Origin of the sequence: Bradyrhizobium nitroreducens (assembly GCF_002776695.1) — a bacterium.
In the GTDB taxonomy this organism is placed as follows: Bacteria; Pseudomonadota; Alphaproteobacteria; order Rhizobiales; family Xanthobacteraceae; genus Bradyrhizobium; species Bradyrhizobium nitroreducens.
The window spans coordinates 64,986-83,309 of record NZ_LFJC01000003.1; the positions used below are offsets into that span (position 1 = coordinate 64,986).

Genomic DNA, 18,324 nt, shown 5'->3' on the forward strand with positions numbered 1-18,324 from the left:
GGGCTTCCTTGCGTGCATCCCGTGACTTCGGCCATCATGCCTTTCGTCCTTGCGGCAACGTCCGCTCCTGGAGGAAACATGAAGAACAAGATCACCGGCCGTTCCGCCTTTCTCGCGCTGCTCAAGGACGAGGGCATCACCCATCTGTTCGGCAACCCCGGCACCACCGAGCTGCCGATCATGCATGCGCTGAAGGACCATCCCGACCTCACCTACGTGATGGCGATGCAGGAGAGCCTGGTGGTCGCGATCGCCGATGGCTACAGCCGCGCGTCCGGCAAGCTCGTCGCCTGCAACGTCCACGTCGCCCCCGGCCTCGGCAACGCCATGGGCTCGCTCTACAACGCCCAGTTCACGGGCACGCCGATGATCTTGACCGCGGGCCAGCAGGAGCAGGGGCACGGGCTGATGGAGCCGGTGCTCTATGGTCCGCTGGTGCGGATGGCCGAGCCGCTGGTGAAATGGGCGGTGGAGGTGACGCGTCTGGAAGACCTGCCGCGCATCGTGCGCCGCGCCGCCAAGGTGGCGATGACGCCGCCGACCGGACCGGTGTTCATCTCGCTGCCGGGCGATATCCTGAACAGCGAGGCCGGCATCGATCTCGGCCGCTCCACCCGCATCGATGCGCGGACAAAACCATCGGACGAAGCGCTGAGAGCTTTTGCCGCTCGGCTGCTCAAGGCGGAGCGTCCCGTCATCGTCACCATGGACGAGGTGGTCAAGAGCGACGCCCTGAAGGAAGCCGCCGAGCTCGCCGAGCTGTTAGGTGCCGCCGCCTACCAGTCCTCGACGCCTTACGGCTCGCACTTCCTCTCGGAGAGCCCGAGCTTCGTCGGCACGCTCGCGCGCGTGCAGAAAGTCGCGCGCGATACGCTGGCGCCTTACGACCTGCTGATCGCGCTCGGCGGCGATCCCTTGCGCATGTCGGTCTACAGCGAGGTGGACGCGCTGCCGGATGGCTTGGGCATCGTGCAGATCGGCCTCGTCGATTGGGAGATCGCCAAGAATTACGGCGCCGAGATCGCGCTGAAGGCAGACCTGAAGGAGACATTGCGCGCGCTGATCCCGGTGTTGAAGGAGCTGGGCGGCGCCACACTTGCGGGCCGCGCCAGGCAGCGCCTCGCCGATCTCGCGCCGCAGAACTGGACCGCGCGCCGCGCGGCGCTGGTCGAGCAGATCGGCAAGAGCGCGGGCCGCAGCCCCATCGATCCGGATTTTCTGGTGCTGCAGATGGTCGAGGCCATGCCCGACAACGCCATTCTCGTCGACGAAGGCCTCACCTCCAGCCGTCAGGTCACGGCGCTGCGCCCCCATCGCGACCGCTACGGCTATCACGGCCTTGCCTCCGGCGGCATTGGCTGGGGCCTGCCGGCCTCGGTCGGCGCCAGCATCGCCAATCCGGATCGCCCCGTCGTGTGCTTCTCCGGAGACGGTAGTGCGATGTATTCGATCCAGTCGCTGTGGACCGCGGCGCATCACAAGCTGCCGCTCAACGTCGTCATCGCCAATAATGGCGGCTACCGCATCATCAAGCAGCGCCTGCTCGCCTTCCACGGCGATGACAATTACGTCGGCATGGACTTCGTCGATCCGCCCGTCGATTTCGCGGGCGTTGCGAAGGCGCTGGGATGCGAGGCGATCAGGATCAGCGACCCTCGCGAGCTCAAGGCGACGCTGGCTTCGGCGTTCAACCGGCCGGGGACGAAGCTGATCGAGGTGATGGTGGACGGGAAGGTGTAGGGCGGGCAGCCGACACGGCGCTGCCGCCCAGGTCTCCGCCGTCACCGCCCGCGAAGGCGGGCGATCCAGTATTCCAGAGACGGTTGTGATTCCGTGATAAGCCGCGGCGTACGGGATGCCCCGGTCAAGCCGGGGCATGACACCGGGTGTGCGACGTCTATCCCGTCTTCCCCGCCCGATACCCTGCCGCCGGATGCGGCGCATCCAGCCTGGCGCGACCATCGCCGAACAGTTTTTCGCGCAGCGTGCCCTTGGCATATTCTTTCTTGTAGCGCCCGCGCTTGGTCAGCTCCGGCACCAGCATGTCCGCGATATCCTCGAAATCGCCGGGCGAGATCGCGAAAGCGACGTTGAGGCCGTCGACGTCGGTTTTCTCGAACCAGTCCTCGATCTTGTCCGCGACGCTTTCGGGCGTGCCGACCACGACCGGGCCGGCGCCGCCGATGCCGACATGCTCGATGACGTCGCGCACGGTCCAGACGCGATCCGGGTCGCCGCGGGTGACGTTGTCGAGCGCGCTGCGGCCGGCATCGTTCTGGACGTGACGCACCTGCTGGTCGAGCTCGTAGCCGGAGAAGTCGATACCGGTCCATCCCGACATCAGGGCAAGCGCGCCTTCCGGATTGATGTGCGAGCGGTAGTCGGCGTATTTCGCCGCAGCTTCCGCTTCGGTGTTGCCGAGGATGATCGTCATCATGTTGAACATCAGGATCTCAGCGGGATCGCGGCCGAGCGCGGCGGCCTCCTGGCGGATCGCCGCGACGCGCGGCGCGATGATCTTGGCCGACGGTCCCGACATGAACACGCATTCGGCATGCTTGGCCGCGAACTGCCGGCCGCGCGGCGAGGTGCCGGCCTGGTACAGCACGGGCGTGCGCTGCGGCGAGGGCTCGCTGAGATGAATGGTGTTGTTGATGCGGTAATTCGCGCTCTCGTGATTGATGCGGTGAACCTTGCTGGGATCGGTGAAGATGCCTCGCGCCCGGTCGCGCAGCACGGCGTCGTCCTCCCAGCTGCCTTCCCAGAGCTTGTAGACGACTTCCATATATTCGTCGGCAATGTCGTAGCGGTCGTCATGCCCGGTCTGCTTGTCCTTGCCGGCGCCGCGCGCGGCGCTGTCGAGATAGCCGGTGACGACGTTCCAGCCGATCCGCCCCTCGGTGAGATGGTCGAGCGTCGACATCCGCCGTGCGAACGGGTAGGGCGGCTCGAAGGAGAGGTTGCTGGTGACGCCGAAGCCGAGATCTTTCGTCACCGCGGCCATCGCCGACAGCAGCAGCAGCGGCTCGTTTGACGGGGTCTGTGCTGCGTTGCGCAAGGCCGCGTCAGGGCTGTTGCCATAGACGTCGTAGACCCCGAGCACGTCGGCCAGGAACAAGCCGTCGAAACGGCCACGCTCCAGCGTCCTGGCGAGATCGATCCAGTAGGGCAGGCGGTTATACTCGGCGGTGCGGTCGCGCGGATGGGTCCACAGGCCCGGTGACTGGTGGGCGACGCAATTCATCGCAAAGGCGTTGAGCCGGATCTCTTTGGCCATGCTGGTCCCCCGGCGCCCTGTACTGAGCGCTCTTCGAATGATAGACGTGCGCCCGAACTTGGCGCCAAACTTGGCGAAGTTCTTGCATATCGTTTGGGCTTGGCAAGGCCAAAATCAGCGTCGCTGCTGCGCTTGGCAAGCCAATCTCAAGGAAGCAAGAACGAAATCCCAAGAGAACTACAAGAGAAGTACAAGAGAACTACAAGAACTATCCAACTCCCTGCCACTTTCGAAGGCCAATCCGTGTCGGGTAAGGTCCTTCCTCTCAAAGCCTCGAAAAACCAGTCATGACCAGAGCCGACGCCATCGCCCGCGCCCGTGAGGATTTCAAATCCGGCGCATTCCTCGCCGAGCTCGACCGCCGCGTCGCCTTCAAGACCGAGAGCCAGAATCCGTCGCGCGGCCCCGAGCTGCGCGCCTATCTGGAACAGGAGATGCAGCCGGCTTTCGCTGCGCTCGACTTCACCAGCCGTATCGTCGAATCCCCCAGCGGCAAGGCGCCGTTCCTGTTCGCCGAGCATCACGAAAGCGCGTCCGCGCCGACCGTGCTGGTCTACGGTCATGGCGACGTCGTCGACGGCATGGAAGGCGAGTGGCGCGATGGCCGCGATCCCTGGCGCACCACGGTCGCGGGCACGCGGGTCTATGGCCGCGGCACCGCCGACAACAAGGGCCAGCACAGCATCAACATGGCGGCGCTGCGCGCGGTGCGCGAGGCCCGCGGCGGCAAGCTCGGCTTCAACGCCAAGTTCATCGTCGAGATGGGCGAGGAGATCGGCTCGCCCGATCTCGGCAAGGTCTGCGATCTCCATCGCGACGCGCTCAAGGCAGACCTGTTCATGGCCTCCGACGGGCCGCGCCTGTCCGCCGACCGTCCGACGCTGTTCCTCGGCTGCCGCGGCGGCATCCGCATCCATCTGGATGTGAACCTGCGCGACGGCGGCCACCATTCCGGCAATTGGGGCGGCGTTCTCGCCAATCCCGCGACCATCCTGGTCAATGCGATCTCCACGCTGGTCGATGGCCACGGCCGCCTCCAGCTCGATGCCCTGAAGCCGCCGCGGCTCACCAACCAGATCCGCTCCTATCTCGCCGACGTGCAGGTGGTGCCGGGTGCGGACGAGCCCGCGCTGGCCGAGAACTGGGGCGAGGAGGGGTTGTCGGCGGCCGAACGGCTCTACGCCTGGAACACGCTGGAAGTGCTGGCGATGTCGTCGGGCAATATCGACAAGCCGGCCAATGCCATTCCCGGCCATGCCAATGCCGTACTGCAACTGCGCTTCGTGGTCGGTACCAAGATTGATGGGCTGATCGAGGCGATCCGCGCCCATCTGATCGAAAAGGGCTTTCCGATGGTCGAGGTGCGCGCTGCCCAGAGTTTTGCTGCATCGCGCACCGATTTCGACAGCCCATGGATCAAATGGGCGGCGGATTCGGTGCAAGAGACCACCGGCAAGGCGCCGGCCGTACTGCCGAATTTCGGCGGCTCGCTGCCCAACGACGTCTTTTCCGAGATCCTGGGCCTGCCCACGATCTGGGTCCCGCACTCCTATCCCGGCTGCTCCCAGCATGCGCCGAATGAGCACATTCTGCTGCCTCTCACCGAAGAAGCCTTGACGGTGATGGCCGGGCTGTTCTGGGATCTCGGCCAATTGCCAAGACCTCTGACGAGACCTCTGAGCTGAGCCATTAACCTGAGCCTTCAATCCAGCCGAAAGTCACATTCTAATCCAGGCCGATTTGTGCTTGCATTCGGCCGCATCATCCTGAAAGGGGAAGAAAGACGTGAAACATTTCCGTAGCATCGGGCTCGCACTCGCCGCGACCTTCGTCGTCAGCCAGGCCGGGGCCCAGGAGCTGACCGGCACGCTGAAGAACATCAAGGACACCGGTGCCATCACGCTGGGCTTCCGCGACTCCTCGATCCCGTTCTCCTATCTCGACGACAACCAGAAGCCCGTCGGGTTCGCGATGGACATCTGCTACAAGATCGTCGACGCCGTGAAGAAGGAACTCAAGCTCGACAAGCTCGAGGTCAAGCTCAACCCGGTGACCTCGGCGACCCGCATCCCGCTGATGGCCAACGGCACCATCGACCTCGAATGCGGCTCGACCACCAACAATGCCGAGCGTCAGAAGCAGGTTGCCTTCACCAACACCCACTTCCTGACCGCCAGCCGCTACGTCTTCAAGAAGTCGAGCGGCCTGAAGTCGATCGACGACCTCAAGGGCAAGACGGTGGTCTCGACCGCCGGCACCACCAACATCAAGCAGCTGACCGAGGCCAACGTCGAGAAGAAGCTCGGCGCCAACATCATTCCGGCCAAGGACCACGCCGAAGCCTTCCTGATGGTCGAGACCGACCGCGCGGTCGCCTTCGTCATGGACGACATCCTGCTCGCGAGCCTCGTCGCCGGCTCGAAGTCGCCGGATGACTACGTCATCTCCAAGGACGCCTTCTCCAAGCCCGAGCCCTACGGCATCATGCTGCGCAAGGACGACGCGCCGTTCAAGAAGGTGGTCGATGCGGCGACCGCTGCGCTCTACACCTCCGGCGAAGGCCAGAAGATCTACGACAAGTGGTTCACCCAGAAGATCCCGCCGAAGGGCCTGAACCTCAACAGCCCGATCTCGGCCGAGCTGAAGAACGAGTTCGCGAAGCCCACGGACTCGCCGAACCCGGACGACTATAAGTAAGATAGAACCTCGATCTTTCGATCGGGATCATGTCCGGCCACTCTTGACACAGGGGTGGCCGGACATTTGCATAGGCGCCGGGACAATCTTGATCAGTGGCGCGTTCGCGCGGGGGACACGTGAACTATAACTGGAACTGGGGAATCTTTTTCCAGCCGAACCCGATGGGGACGGGCACCTATCTCGACATGCTGCTGTCGGGCCTGGTGCTGACCCTGAAGACCGCGGCGTTGGCCTGGGTCATCGCGCTGATCACCGGCTCGCTCGTCGGCGTCATGCGTACGCTGCCTTCGAAAGGGGCGAACTGGTTCGGTTTTGCCTATGTCGAATTCTTCCGCAACATGCCGCTGCTCGTGCAGCTCTTCCTGTGGTTCTTCGTGCTGCCGGAGCTGCTGCCCAAGACCGCGGGGACCTGGCTGAAGCAACTCCCGAACGCGCCGTTCTGGACGGCCGCGATCGGCATCGGCTTCTTCATGTCGGCACGCGTGGCCGTTCAGCTGCAGGCCGGTATCGGCTCGCTGCCGCGAGGGCAGAAGATGGCGGCCACTGCGCTCGGCCTCACCACCGTGCAGGCCTATCGCTACGTGCTGCTGCCGATGGCGTTCCGCATCATCCTGCCGCCGCTGACCTCCGAATTCCTCAACACCATCAAGAACACCGCGGTGGCGATCACCATCGGCCTGCTCGAGCTGACCGGACAGGCGCGCTCGATGCAGGAATTCTCGTTCCAGGTGTTCGAGGCCTTCACTGCCGCGACGATCCTCTACCTCCTCGTCAATGCCGTGGTCGTGACGGCGATGCGCTTCCTCGAACGCTGGGTCGCGATCCCCGGCTACATCACGGGGAAATAGCGATGTTCGCCAATCTCGATTTCGACGTCATCCGCCGTGCGCTGCCCTATCTGTTCTACGAGGGCATGACGTTCACCCTGACGCTGACGGCGCTTGCGGCCCTGGGCGGCCTCGTCTTCGGCACCGCGCTCGCGCTGATGCGGCTGTCCGGCTACAAGATCCTCGGCCGCATCGCCGGGGTCTATGTCGATTTCATGCGCTCGCTGCCGCTGGTGCTGGTGATCTTCTGGTTCTACTTCCTGGTGCCCTATATCGGGCAATGGGTGACCGGCGCCTCGCGTCCGATCAGCGTCGGCGCCTTCGCATCCTCGCTCATCACCTTCATCATGTTCGAGGCGGCCTACTTCTCCGAGATCATGCGCGCCGGCATCCAGTCGATCTCGCGCGGCCAGCCGGCCGCGGCCAGCGCGCTGGGGCTGACCTACGCCCAGACCATGCGCTACGTCGTGTTGCCGCAAGCCTTCCGCAACATGCTGCCGGTGCTGATCACGCAGACCATCGTGCTGTTCCAGGACACTTCGCTGGTCTACGTCCTGTCGATCACGGACTTCCTGGGCGCGGCGAGCAAGGTCGCGCAGCGCGACGGACGCCTCGTCGAAATGTACCTGTTCGCAGCGGTCGTCTACTTCACCATTTCCTGTATCGCGTCCTTCGGCGTCCGTCGCCTGCAGGCGCGCATCGCCATCATTCGATAGAGCGTGTCCGTCATGATCGAAATCAGCCACGTCAACAAATGGTACAGCCCGAGCTTCCAGGTGCTGACCGATTGCACAACCAGCGTCACCAAGGGTGAGGTCGTGGTGGTCTGCGGCCCCTCGGGCTCGGGCAAGTCGACCCTGATCAAATGCGTCAATGCGCTGGAGCCGTTCCAGAGCGGCGACATCAGCGTCGATGGCACCAAGGTCAACGACCCCAAGACCAATCTGCCCAAGCTGCGCTCGCGCGTCGGCATGGTGTTCCAGCACTTCGAGCTGTTCCCGCACCTGAAGATCATCGACAATCTCTGCCTCGCGCAGCAGAAGGTGCTCGACCGGTCGCGCGACAAGGCGATGGCGAAAGGCATGCAGCTGCTGGAGCGCGTCGGCCTCAAGGAACAGGCGCAAAAGTATCCCGCGAACCTGTCTGGCGGCCAGCAGCAGCGCGTTGCGATCGCCCGCGCGCTCGCGATGGATCCGATCGTCATGCTGTTCGATGAGCCGACCTCGGCGCTCGACCCGGAAATGGTCAGCGAGGTGCTCGACGTCATGGTGGACCTCGCTCATGAAGGCATGACCATGATGGTTGTCACCCACGAGATGGGCTTTGCCCGCAAAGTGGCCAATCGCGTGATCTTCATGGACCGCGGCGAGATCGTCGAGGACGCGGCGAAGGAAGACTTCTTCGGCAAGCCGCGCAGCGACCGCGCGCAGAAGTTCTTGTCCAAGATTCTGTCGCATTAGCTCTTTGTCATTCCGGGGCGCGACGCAGTCGCGAGCTATGGTGCGCAATTGCGCACCTGAGAATCCATCGGGCGGCAGTACATGAGGTGAGATGGATTCCGGGCTCGTCGCTTCGCGCCGCCCCGGAATGACAAAACGAGGGTGCTTGCTCCCCTTAACTGGCGTATAAGCGCGCCGAATCCCCCTTTGCCGGCCAGGAGACCTGCCTTGGACCCGATCGCCTACGTCAACGGCTCATTCGTCCCGCTCTCGGACGCCAAAATCTCGGTCCTCGATCGCGGCTTCCTGTTCGCCGACGGCATCTACGAGGTCTCGGCGGTGCTCGACGGCAAGCTGGTCGACAACGCCTCGCATCTGGCGCGGCTGGAGCGGTCGGTCGGCGAGATCAAGCTGAAGCTGCCGGAGACGCTCGAGCGCATCACCGAGCTGCAGAAGGAGCTGATCGCGCGCAACAAGCTCGCGAACGGCCTCGTTTACCTCCAGGTCACGCGCGGCGCCGACAAGGGCCGCGACTTCGCCTTCCCCAAGGGGGACGTCAAGTCGAGCCTCGTGATGTTCACGTCGGAAAAGGACATCATCAACGCGGCCTCGGCCAAGACCGGCATCAACGTGATCACGGTGCCCGACATCCGCTGGGAGCGCCGCGACATCAAGAGCGTGGCGTTGCTGGCGCAGGTGTTGGCGAAGCAGGCGGCGGCCGAAGCCGGCGCGGGCGAGGCCTGGATGCTGGAAGACGGCTACGTCACCGAGGGCGGTTCGTCCTCGGCGTTCATCCTCACCAAGGACGACGTCATCGTCACCCGCAAGAACTCCAACGCGATCCTGCCGGGCTGCACCCGCAAGGCGGTGGTGGCACTCGCCGAAGAGCGTCAGCTCCGCGTCGAGGAACGCTCCTTTACGGTCGAGGAAGCGCTGGCTGCAAAGGAAGCCTTTGCCACCTCGGCCTCGCTGTTCGTCCAGCCGGTGATCGCGATCGACGGCAAGAAGGTCGGTGACGGCAAGCCCGGCCCGATGGCGACGCGCCTGCGCGAAATCTACGTGGAGTTCGCCAAGGCGACGGCGGTCTAGGCCACACGCTCAGCTGCCGTAGGGTGGGCAACGCGAAGCGTGCCCACGTCCTTCGAATTCATGGAAGATGGTGGGCACGGCGCAAGTGCGCCTTTGCCTACCTGACAAGACTGTCGTTGTGGTTGGCTCACGCCACCGACGCCTTTACCTTCACCGGATGGACCACGCGGAACGCGATCGCAATCCTGTTCCAGGCGTTGATGGCGCCGATCAGCATGGTCAGGTTCACCGTCTCCGCGTCGGAGAATTGCGCGCGAACCTGTTCATAGACGTCATCGGGCGCGTGCGTCTCTGAGATCAGCGTCACGGCTTCCGTCCAGGCCAGCGCCGCGCGCTCGCGGTCGGAGTACAGCGGAGATTCGCGCCAGGCGTTGAGCAGATAGATGCGCTGCTCCGTCTCGCCGCGCTTGCGGGCGTCCTCGGTGTGCATGTTGATGCAGAAGGCGCAGCCGTTGATCTGGGATGCGCGGATCTTGACCAGCTCGATCAGCGATTTCTCGAGCCCCGTCGACTGGATCTGCTCTTCCAGCGCCATCAGCGCTTTGATGGTGTCGGGCGCGGCCTGGTAGTAGTTCATGCGAGGCTTCATGGTCGTTCTCCTTGCTTCCTAGGGTGGGATCAATGGGCTCCGCCGGCTGAAGTCTGGCCGGGCTTCTTCAGGAAGAACACGGCGACCAGAGCGACGATCAGCGCCATGCCGAGCAGGTAGAAGGTGTCGCTGAAGGCGAAGATGTAAGCCTGCTTCTGCACGATACGGCCGACCGCGACATAGGCACGATGCGCGGCGTCTGCACGGTCGAGAACGCCGTGGTTGACGAAATATTGCGTGAGCTGTTCCAGTCGCGTGCGGGTGGCCTGCTCGAACACCGAGACCGACTGCATCAGCACGTTGGAGTGATATTGCTCGCGCTTGGTCAGCACGGTTTGCAGCAGAGCGATGCCGACGGCGCCGCCGAGATTGCGCATCATGTTGAACAGACCGGAGGCGGACCCCGCATTTTCGGCTTCGATGCCGGCGGTCGCGACCGCCGACAACGGTGCCATCACCAGCGCCTGACCGATGGCGCGGACGACGTTGGGCCACAGCAGCTGGTCGGCGGCGTAGTCGCTGGTCATATAGATGTTCATGAAATTCGAGGCCGAGAACAGCACGAAGCCGACGCCGATCACGATGCGCGCGTCGAATTTCTGCATCAGGCGCGGCACCAGCGGGATCAGCACGAGCTGCGGCAGCCCGGTCCAGGCCAGCACCATGCCGATCTGCTCCGCGTTGTAGCCCTGGATGCGCGCCAGATATTGCGGCAGGATGAACACCGAGCCGTACAGCGCGACGCCGAGCAGGAAGTTCGCCAGCATGCCGAAGCCGAAATTGCGGCGGGCGAGCAGGCGCAGATTGAGCAACGGTTTCTTCACCGTGAGTTCGATGATGAAGAAGGCCGTCAGCGCCGCGACCGCGATCACGCTGAGCTTGACGATGAAGGGCGAGCCGAACCAGTCGTCCTTGTTGCCTTCCTCGAGCACGGTCTGGAGCGCGGAGAGCCCGATTGCCATGGTGATGATGCCGGCCCAGTCGCCCTCGCGCAGCAGCGCCAGCTTCATCGGCTTCGCCTCGAGCGCGTACCAGAGCATGCCGACCATGACCGCGCCGGGCACGAGGTTGACGTAGAAGATGTACTCCCAGCCGAAATTCTCGGTGAGATAGCCGCCGATGGTCGGGCCGATCGCTGGAGCGAACGTCGCGGACAGCGCGAACAACGCAAGACCGACCGGCTGTTTTCCGCGCGGCAGCAGCGTGATGATCAGCGTGAACGCCATCGGGATCAGAACGCCGCCGGTGAACCCCTGCACGGCGCGCAGCACGATCATCTGCGGCAGGTCCTGCGCCAGCGCGCAAGCCGCCGACAGCAGCAGGAACAGGACCGCGTTGCTGAGAAGATAGATCCGGATCGAGAAGACCTGCGCGAGCCAGCCCGAGAGCGGGATCACGACGATCTCCGCGATCAGATAAGAGGTGGAGATCCAGCCGCCGTCGTCGATACCGGCGCCGATTGCGCCCTGAATGTCCGCGAGCGAGGCGTTGACGATCTGGATGTTCAGCACCGCCATGAAGGCGCCGAGCGTCGCGCCGATCACCGCGATCCAGGTTCTTGCCGACACCGCCGGCGTCGCGGGAGCGGCGGGCGCGGGGATGTTGCCGATGGATGCGGCGTTGACTGTCGGTTGAAGCGTGCTCATGGAAGCCTCGTCTCGGGTACGGAGACAGGATGCGTCAGGCAGGTGGTTTCGATCATCGAGGAAGTCCCGGAAGGATCATCCGGCAGGATTTGACAATCCCGCCGGAGCCTTCCGGCTTCAACCGCCGTTGCGGCGAGGGGCGTTGTCAGCCAGACGCTTTGCGGTGTCGCGCTCTGCCAGCACCGTCTGCTTGGTGTCGACGGTCGGCACCGCCGACATGCCGGGGCGCAGCAGGCCGATCAGGCTGTGGTCGTCGAGCACGATCTTCACGGGAACACGCTGCACGATCTTGGTGAAGTTGCCGGTGGCGTTGTCCGGCGGCAGCAGCGCGAATTCGAGCCCGCTGGCCGGCGACAGGCTGTCGACATGGCCGCGCAGGGTCTTGCTACGGAAACTGTCGACGTGCAGCTCGACCGGCTGGCCGGGGCGCACATGTGTCAGCTGCGTCTCCTTGAAGTTCGCGACGACATAGACCGCATCGAGCGGCACCACGGCCATCAATTGCGTGCCGGCCTGGACGTATTGGCCGACCCGCAATGCGCGGGCACCGACCGTGCCGTCGACCGGCGCAGTGATCTCGGTATAGGACAGGTTCAGCGCCGCCTGCTGTGCGACCGCGCGGGCCCGTTCCAGCTGGGCCGCGGCCTGGGCGCGCTGGGTGGTGAGCACGTCGACCTTGCGTTGCGCGGCCACGAGGCCGGATTTGGCATGCTGCAGCTGCGCGCTGCTGGCGCGCAGTGCCGCGTCTGTCTGCTGTGCGCGCTGGATGGTGCCGGAGCCCGACTTCATCAAATCGTCGTAGCGGGCGCGCTCCTCCTGCGCGAATTTGAGATTGGCGTCCGCTGCCGCAACATCGGCGGTGCTTTGCTCGATGATCGGTTGCTGGAGTTCGAGCTGGGCATCGATGTTGCGCACCGAGGCTTCGCCGGCGGCGACGTCGGCGCGTGCCTGCTCCAGGGCCGCCCTGAAGTCGCGATCGTCGATCTTGGCGAGAAGCTGGCCGGCTCTGACCTTCTCGTTGTCACCGACCAGCACCTTGGCGATATAGCCGGAGACCTTTGGTGCGACGATCGTGGAGTCCGCCTTCACATAGGCGTCATCGGTCGTCTCGAGGTAGCGGCCGTTGGTCCAGTAGTCGTGCCCGTAATAAGCCACGGTCGCCGTGCCCGCGAGCAGCGCAAGCACCAGCGCTGCGCGCCGAACCATATTCCGGGGCGGGGCACTCGGCCGCGCCTTGGAATAATCGGCAGTGATTTCAGTTGCTTGCTGAAAGTTTTCGGTGCGGGGCATCTCGGACATGGCGGTCTTCCCTTTCGGCTCGCCGTGAATATCGGCCTTTCCAGTTCAAGCGATAATTGGCGAATTGCAGGAAGGATTATCCACCAGCAGCGGATAGTCCGAGGCTGCGTCTTGACCCGGATGATGTACCGAACCAGCCCGGCGACTGCGCCAGAGCGATTGCCGTCCCTGTCGTACGATTGCTGCTAACGGGCCTGGGTCCTGCCGCACGCAAAGCTCTGGGCGGGGTGGGACCGGTATGCAGGATCTGATAGATAATCGAGGAGAATCCCCAGCGATTATCGATCAAGAGCGGACAATCACGCAGCCATGGACCGATTGACCAGCCTCGAAGTGTTCAGCCGCGTGGTCGAGACCGGCGGCTTCTCCGCAGCAGCCCGCAAGCTCAACATGTCGACCACCATGGTGAGCAATCACGTCCAGGCATTGGAAGACCGGCTTGGGGTGAGGCTGCTTCATCGCACCACGCGCAAGGTCAACCTTACGGAGATCGGCAAGGCCTATTACGATCGCTGCGTCCAGATCCTCGCGGACATCGAACAGGCCGATGACATTGCCGGCGAATTGCAGTCAGTGCCCCGCGGCACGCTGCGCATCCACGTCGCCACCCATATGGTGCCGTTCGTGACGCCGGTGGTGGCGAAGCTGCTGTCCACCTATCCGGAGCTCAAGATCGATCTGCGCATGGGCGAGGCCGACGTCGATCTCATCGAGGAAGGCTACGATGTTGCCCTGCGCATGACCCCGCCGCCGGATTCGAGCCTGATCGTGCGGAGCCTCGCCACCTGGCGCCACGTGCTGTGCTGCTCCCACGATTACATCGAGAGGCACGGCCGGGTGCAGAAACTCGACGAGCTCACCACGCATAATTGCGGTCGTCACCTGAACTATCCGTTTGGCGATGAATGGCACTTCCTCGATCGCAAGGGCGCACCGGCTTCGGTGCGAATCTCGGGCAGCTTCGTCACCAACAGCGGGGAAGCGTTGCGGAAGGTCGCGCTGGAGGGGGCCGCCGTGTGCCTGATGGCAGGGTTTCTGATTCAGGACGACCTCGAGGCCGGCCGCCTCGTGCGTCTGTTGCCGGAATATCGGACCGTCGAGCTGTCCATGAACGCGGTCTATCCGCATCGGCATCATCTGTCGGCAAAGGTCAGGACCTTCATCGACCTGCTCGTGCATCACAGCGCCGAGCAGCAGAAGCTGATCAACCCGTATTCATGAGCGGCGCGGCGGCAGGCCAGGGGGTGGGCAAAGGCGCCCTTGCCTCGTGGACACGGCTTTGCGTCAGCCGGTGGCGCGCATCCTTGCCGGCGCTGGTCCACGGAGTTCGTCGAGCAGCCGCCCGACCTCCGTCTTCGCCTTCCCGATCGCGATGTCCTTGACCGCGCCGTAGCCGCGGATCTCCATCGGCGCCTTTGCAATCGCGACGAGATCCGGCAGACGCGCCGTACCGAGCTCGCCGAGCATCCGTTCGATCAGACCTTCATACCAGGCGATCAGTTCGCGTTCGGTGCGCCGCTCGGAGGTGTAGCCGAACGGATCGAACGGCGTTCCGCGCAGCCCCTTCAATCGCGCGAGCGCGGCGAGCGGCATCTGGATCCACTGGCCGAAGGCGCGCTTGCGCGGACGCCCGCGTGCGTCGCGCTGCGACGGCAGGAATGGCGGTGCGAGATGGTACTGGACTTTGAAGCCGTCCTCGAATTCGCGTCTCAGCACATCGAGGAATCCGCTCTTCATGTGCAGGCGCGCCACCTCGTATTCGTCCTTGTAGGCCATCAGCTTGAACAGGGCGCGTGCGACGGCCTCGGTCAAAGCCTCGCTGTTCAGAGCCGCTTCGGCATGGCGGACCCTTGCGACGGTCGCTCGGTAGCGCGCCGCATAGCTGCTGTCCTGATAGGCGATGAGAAAGTCGGCGCGACGGTCGATGATCTGGTCGAGCGTCTCGGTTGTGGGCGCCTCGTTCGGCTTCGGCAGGAAGTCCGGATCGGAAGCCGCGATCCGGCCCCAGGCAAAGGCCTGCTTGTTGCGCTCGACTGCGACGCCGTTGAGCTCGATCGCGCGCAGCAGCGCGGCGAGCGAAATCGGGATCAGCCCGCACTGCCAGGCAAAGCCGAGCATGATGATATTGGCATAGACGGTGTCGCCGAGCAGCCGATCGGCAAGCGCATTGGCATCGAGCGTGCCGAGATTGTGCTCGCCGACGACCTGGCCAATGGCGCGCAGGCGGGCGGAGGAGGCGAGATCGGCATCGCGGAAGCGGACGACGTCGCCGGTCGGCATCTCCGCGGTGTTGACCGCGGCGCGCGTGCCCCGGCGATAGGTGCCGGATGCCTTCGGCGAAGAGCTGACGACCAGATCGCAGCCGATCAGCGCATCGGCAGCGCCCTGGTCGATGCGAACCTGGTTCAGGCCCTCGGGAGACGGTGCGAGGCGAATATAGCTCAGCACGGGTCCGAACTTCTGCGCAAAGCCGGTGAAGTCCAGCACCGAAACGCCACGGCGCTCCAGATGCGCGGCCATGCCGATCAGGGCGCCGACGGTGATCACGCCGGTACCGCCGACGCCGGTCACGAGCAGGTCATAGGGGCGATCGAGCGACATGGAGGAGGGCAGGGGAAGCGTGGCCGCATGGCTGGCCGCGTCGATCTGGCTTGCACCCTTCTTCCGCCGCGTGGCGCCCTCGACGGTGACGAAGCTCGGGCAGAAGCCGTTGAGACAGGAGAAATCCTTGTTGCAGGACGACAGGTTGATCTGGCGCTTGCGGCCGAACGGCGTCTCCTTCGGCTCGACGCTGAGACAGTTGGATTCGACCGAACAGTCGCCGCAGCCTTCGCAGACGAGATCGTTGATATAGGCAAAGCGCCTGGGATCGGCCATCAGCCCGCGCTTGCGCCGGCGCCGCTTCTCGGTGGCGCAGGTCTGCTGGTAGATCAGGACCGAGACGCCGGGGATATCGCGCAGCTCGCGCTGCACGGCATCCATTTCCTCGCGGGGATGAATGGTGACGCCGCCGGGCAGGTCCGCCGGGCTGAAATGCGCGGGATCGTCGGAGACCAGCGCGATGCGCGCCACGCCTTCGGCGCGGACGCTGTGCGCGATGGCATGCACGCTGACGGGGCCGTCGACCGGCTGGCCGCCTGTCATCGCGACGGCGTCGTTGAACAGGATCTTGTAGGTGATGTTCGCCCCGGCGGCGATCGCCTGCCGGATCGCCATCGAGCCAGAATGGTAGTAGGTGCCTTCGCCGAGATTCTGGAAAACGTGCTTGTGGCCGGTGAAGCGCGACGAAGCCGCCCAGTTCACGCCTTCGCCGCCCATCTGGATCAGCGACGACGTCTCGCGGTCCATCCAGCTCGCCATGAAATGGCAGCCGATGCCGGCCAGCGCCTTCGACCCCTCGGGCACCTTGGTCGAGGTGTTGTGCGGGCAACCCGAGCAGAAATAGGGCGTGCGCGTTGCGCCTGATACGTTGATGGTGCGGGCCGCCTCCGGCAACAGCGCGGCTGCACGCGCGGCCAGATTGAGGCCTGGAAACATCGGGTCGAGCCGCCGAGCCAGCACGGACGCAAGCGCGCGCGGCGACAATTCACCAATCCAGGAGATCAGCCGTGCGCCGGTTTCATCGTGCTTGCCCACCATGCGCTCGGGCTTGCTGCCGGGATAGTCGTAGAAATATTCCTTGAACTGGCTTTCGATGATGCCGCGCTTCTCCTCGACCACGAGGATCTCGCGCTTGCCCTTCACGAAGGCCATGGCGTCATGCAGCGCCAGCGGCCAGACCATGCCGACCTTGTAGATGTCGATGCCGATGCTGCGGCAGGCGGCTTCATCGAGGCCCATCAGCCGCAGCGCTTCCATCAGATCGAGATGCGCCTTGCCCGTGGTGACGATGCCGTAGGTCGCGCCTGGAATATCGTAAATGTGGCGGTCGATCGGATTGGCCTTGGCGAAGGCGTAGACCGCATGCTTCTTGGCCTCCAGCCGTTCCTCGATCTGCGGGCCCGGCAAATCGGGCCAGCGATAGTGCAGTCCATCGGGCGGCGGCGCGAAGTCGGGTGTGCGGAAGGCACGCGGACGGCGTAGCGCGACGGAGGCGCCTGATTCCACGATCTCGGAGATCGCCTTGAAGCCGACCCACATGCCGGAGAAGCGGCTCAGCGCGTAGCCATACTCGCCGAATTCCAGATACTCGCTGACGCTGGCGGGATGCAGCGTCGGCATGAACCAGCTCATGAAGGCGACGTCGGATTGGTGCGGCATCGAGGAGGAGACGCAGCCGTGGTCGTCGCCGGCAACGACCAGCACGCCGCCATGCGGGGAGGAGCCGTAGGCATTGCCGTGCTTGAGCGCGTCGCCGGAGCGATCGACGCCGGGGCCCTTGCCGTACCAGAGACCGAACACGCCATCGACCTCGCGATCGCCTTGCGTTTCGACCTGCTGCGAGCCGAGCACCGCGGTGGCTGCGAGGTCTTCGTTCACGGCGGGAAGAAATTCGATGCGGTCCCGCTTCAGCCGCTCCTGGATGCGCCACAGCTCGAGATCGACGCCGCCGAGCGGCGAGCCGCGATAGCCGGAGATGAAGCCCGCGGTGTTGAGGCCGCTCGCGCGGTCACGCCTCGCCTGGTCGAGCGCGATGCGGACGATGGCCTGCGTGCCCGTGAGGAAGACGCGGCCCTCCTCGCGATCGTAGCGGTCGGAGAGATCGTAAGTGTCGAGTGACGGAATGGCGTCCATGGCGGACCTCGCGCGGCATCCTGCCTGATCGTGGAAGGTTATGCCTCGGAGGCTGGTAGGTCTTACCTATTTATCCCACTTCAATCGCGGATTCGGTAGAATTTTGCAAAATAGCGTCAAATTTGGTAGAGGTTTCCGGCTGGGGAGGCCATCATGATCGAAGAACAGGACGCGCGAATACTCGGCCATCTGCAGAGGGATGGGCGAGCCACCAACCAGCAACTCGCCGACGAGGTCGGCATGTCCACCTCGGCCTGCTGGCGCCGCGTGCGGGCGCTGGAGGAGGCCGGCGTCATCCGGGGCTATGCAGCGCTGGTCGCGCGAGAGCAGGCGGGCTTTGCGATGTCCGCCATCCTCCACGTCTCGCTGGAACGGCATGACGCGAAATTCGTCGATGAATTCGTGGCCAGGGTCACGACGCGCCGCGAGGTGCTGGAATGTTTCGCGACCACGGGCGATGCCGATTATCATCTGCGTGTCGTCGTGCAGGACATGGCGGCCTACAACCGCTTCCTCGACGAGTTCATGTTCCGCATCCCCGGCATCCGCTATGTCCGCAGCAACGTGGTGCTGAAGGAGATCAAGACGAGCGTGGCGCTGCCGTTTTGAGGGAGGTCTTGTAGGGTAGGCAAAGCGAAGCGTGCCCACGTATTTTCCGCGATCGAACGAGATCGTGGGCACGGCGCAAGAGCGCCTTTGTCCACCTTAAGGCACCGCAAATGCG

14 protein-coding genes are annotated in these 18,324 nt (G+C 64.3%); 9 read left to right on the top strand and 5 right to left on the bottom strand.

The window, feature by feature from the left end; genetic code table 11:
• Positions 1–78: 78 nt before the first annotated feature.
• Positions 79–1,740 (top strand): thiamine pyrophosphate-binding protein, encoded by a 1,662-nt coding sequence (locus TSA1_RS00345; RefSeq protein WP_100174602.1) that lies wholly within the window; start codon positions 79–81, stop codon positions 1,738–1,740.
• Positions 1,741–1,897: 157 nt separating this feature from the next.
• On the opposite strand, the gene TSA1_RS00350 is transcribed toward TSA1_RS00345, so the two are convergent.
• A complete protein-coding gene (locus tag TSA1_RS00350; RefSeq protein ID WP_100174603.1) occupies positions 1,898–3,277 on the bottom strand; it encodes an LLM class flavin-dependent oxidoreductase in 1,380 nt (459 codons plus the stop codon).
• Between the two features lie 287 nt (positions 3,278–3,564).
• On the opposite strand from TSA1_RS00350, the gene TSA1_RS00355 reads away from it, so the two are divergent.
• From TSA1_RS00355 to TSA1_RS00380, 6 genes are all read left to right on the top strand, one after another.
• A complete protein-coding gene (locus TSA1_RS00355; RefSeq protein ID WP_100174604.1) occupies positions 3,565–4,962 on the top strand; it encodes a M20 family metallopeptidase in 1,398 nt (465 codons plus the stop codon).
• A 100-nt stretch (positions 4,963–5,062) separates the two neighbouring features.
• Positions 5,063–5,974 carry an amino acid ABC transporter substrate-binding protein gene (locus tag TSA1_RS00360; protein ID WP_100174605.1) on the top strand — a complete coding sequence of 304 codons (912 nt, stop codon included), beginning with the start codon at positions 5,063–5,065 and terminating at the stop codon, positions 5,972–5,974.
• Positions 5,975–6,093: 119 nt separating this feature from the next.
• Complete coding sequence (locus TSA1_RS00365) at positions 6,094–6,825, top strand: amino acid ABC transporter permease (protein WP_100174606.1); 732 nt, start codon at positions 6,094–6,096, stop codon at positions 6,823–6,825.
• 2 nt (positions 6,826–6,827) lie between these two features.
• Positions 6,828–7,520, top strand: coding sequence for an amino acid ABC transporter permease (locus tag TSA1_RS00370; RefSeq protein WP_094894725.1), 693 nt, complete (start codon positions 6,828–6,830; stop codon positions 7,518–7,520).
• A gap of 12 nt (positions 7,521–7,532) precedes the next feature.
• The gene (locus TSA1_RS00375) at positions 7,533–8,264 is read left to right on the top strand and encodes an amino acid ABC transporter ATP-binding protein (RefSeq protein WP_100174607.1); all 732 of its coding nucleotides are present in this window, start codon (positions 7,533–7,535) and stop codon (positions 8,262–8,264) included.
• Positions 8,265–8,471: 207 nt separating this feature from the next.
• Complete coding sequence (locus tag TSA1_RS00380; RefSeq protein WP_100174608.1) at positions 8,472–9,332, top strand: D-amino-acid transaminase; 861 nt, start codon at positions 8,472–8,474, stop codon at positions 9,330–9,332.
• A gap of 127 nt (positions 9,333–9,459) precedes the next feature.
• Here TSA1_RS00380 and TSA1_RS00385 read toward each other — a convergent pair whose 3' ends face one another.
• The 3 genes from TSA1_RS00385 to TSA1_RS00395 form a co-directional block, all read right to left on the bottom strand.
• Positions 9,460–9,921 carry a carboxymuconolactone decarboxylase family protein gene (locus TSA1_RS00385; RefSeq protein WP_100174609.1) on the bottom strand — a complete coding sequence of 154 codons (462 nt, stop codon included), beginning with the start codon at positions 9,919–9,921 and terminating at the stop codon, positions 9,460–9,462.
• Between the two features lie 29 nt (positions 9,922–9,950).
• Positions 9,951–11,567 carry an MDR family MFS transporter gene (locus tag TSA1_RS00390; RefSeq protein WP_100174610.1) on the bottom strand — a complete coding sequence of 539 codons (1,617 nt, stop codon included), beginning with the start codon at positions 11,565–11,567 and terminating at the stop codon, positions 9,951–9,953.
• A 117-nt stretch (positions 11,568–11,684) separates the two neighbouring features.
• Entirely contained in the window at positions 11,685–12,866 is a 1,182-nt protein-coding gene (locus TSA1_RS00395; RefSeq protein ID WP_100174611.1) for an HlyD family secretion protein, read from the bottom strand.
• Between the two features lie 309 nt (positions 12,867–13,175).
• On the opposite strand from TSA1_RS00395, the gene TSA1_RS00400 reads away from it, so the two are divergent.
• Positions 13,176–14,087 (top strand): LysR family transcriptional regulator, encoded by a 912-nt coding sequence (locus TSA1_RS00400; RefSeq protein WP_100174612.1) that lies wholly within the window; start codon positions 13,176–13,178, stop codon positions 14,085–14,087.
• Positions 14,088–14,150: 63 nt separating this feature from the next.
• Here the strand turns inward: TSA1_RS00400 and TSA1_RS00405 are convergent, their stop codons facing one another.
• The gene (locus TSA1_RS00405) at positions 14,151–17,600 is read right to left on the bottom strand and encodes an indolepyruvate ferredoxin oxidoreductase family protein (protein ID WP_100174613.1); all 3,450 of its coding nucleotides are present in this window, start codon (positions 17,598–17,600) and stop codon (positions 14,151–14,153) included.
• A 153-nt stretch (positions 17,601–17,753) separates the two neighbouring features.
• On the opposite strand from TSA1_RS00405, the gene TSA1_RS00410 reads away from it, so the two are divergent.
• On the top strand, positions 17,754–18,209 hold the full coding sequence (locus TSA1_RS00410) for an Lrp/AsnC family transcriptional regulator (protein WP_100174614.1): 456 nt from the start codon (positions 17,754–17,756) through the stop codon (positions 18,207–18,209).
• Positions 18,210–18,324: the final 115 nt, after the last annotated feature.

Coding starts and splice junctions, on each gene's coding strand:
- TSA1_RS00345 (WP_100174602.1), top strand. CDS start 79: ATGAAGAACAAGATCACCGGCCGTTCCGCCTTTCTCGCGCTGCTCAAG.
- TSA1_RS00400 (WP_100174612.1), top strand. CDS start 13,176: ATGGACCGATTGACCAGCCTCGAAGTGTTCAGCCGCGTGGTCGAGACC.
- TSA1_RS00370 (WP_094894725.1), top strand. CDS start 6,828: ATGTTCGCCAATCTCGATTTCGACGTCATCCGCCGTGCGCTGCCCTAT.
- TSA1_RS00390 (WP_100174610.1), bottom strand. CDS start 11,567: ATGAGCACGCTTCAACCGACAGTCAACGCCGCATCCATCGGCAACATC.
- TSA1_RS00355 (WP_100174604.1), top strand. CDS start 3,565: ATGACCAGAGCCGACGCCATCGCCCGCGCCCGTGAGGATTTCAAATCC.
- TSA1_RS00350 (WP_100174603.1), bottom strand. CDS start 3,277: ATGGCCAAAGAGATCCGGCTCAACGCCTTTGCGATGAATTGCGTCGCC.
- TSA1_RS00375 (WP_100174607.1), top strand. CDS start 7,533: ATGATCGAAATCAGCCACGTCAACAAATGGTACAGCCCGAGCTTCCAG.
- TSA1_RS00385 (WP_100174609.1), bottom strand. CDS start 9,921: ATGAAGCCTCGCATGAACTACTACCAGGCCGCGCCCGACACCATCAAA.
- TSA1_RS00405 (WP_100174613.1), bottom strand. CDS start 17,600: ATGGACGCCATTCCGTCACTCGACACTTACGATCTCTCCGACCGCTAC.
- TSA1_RS00395 (WP_100174611.1), bottom strand. CDS start 12,866: ATGTCCGAGATGCCCCGCACCGAAAACTTTCAGCAAGCAACTGAAATC.
- TSA1_RS00410 (WP_100174614.1), top strand. CDS start 17,754: ATGATCGAAGAACAGGACGCGCGAATACTCGGCCATCTGCAGAGGGAT.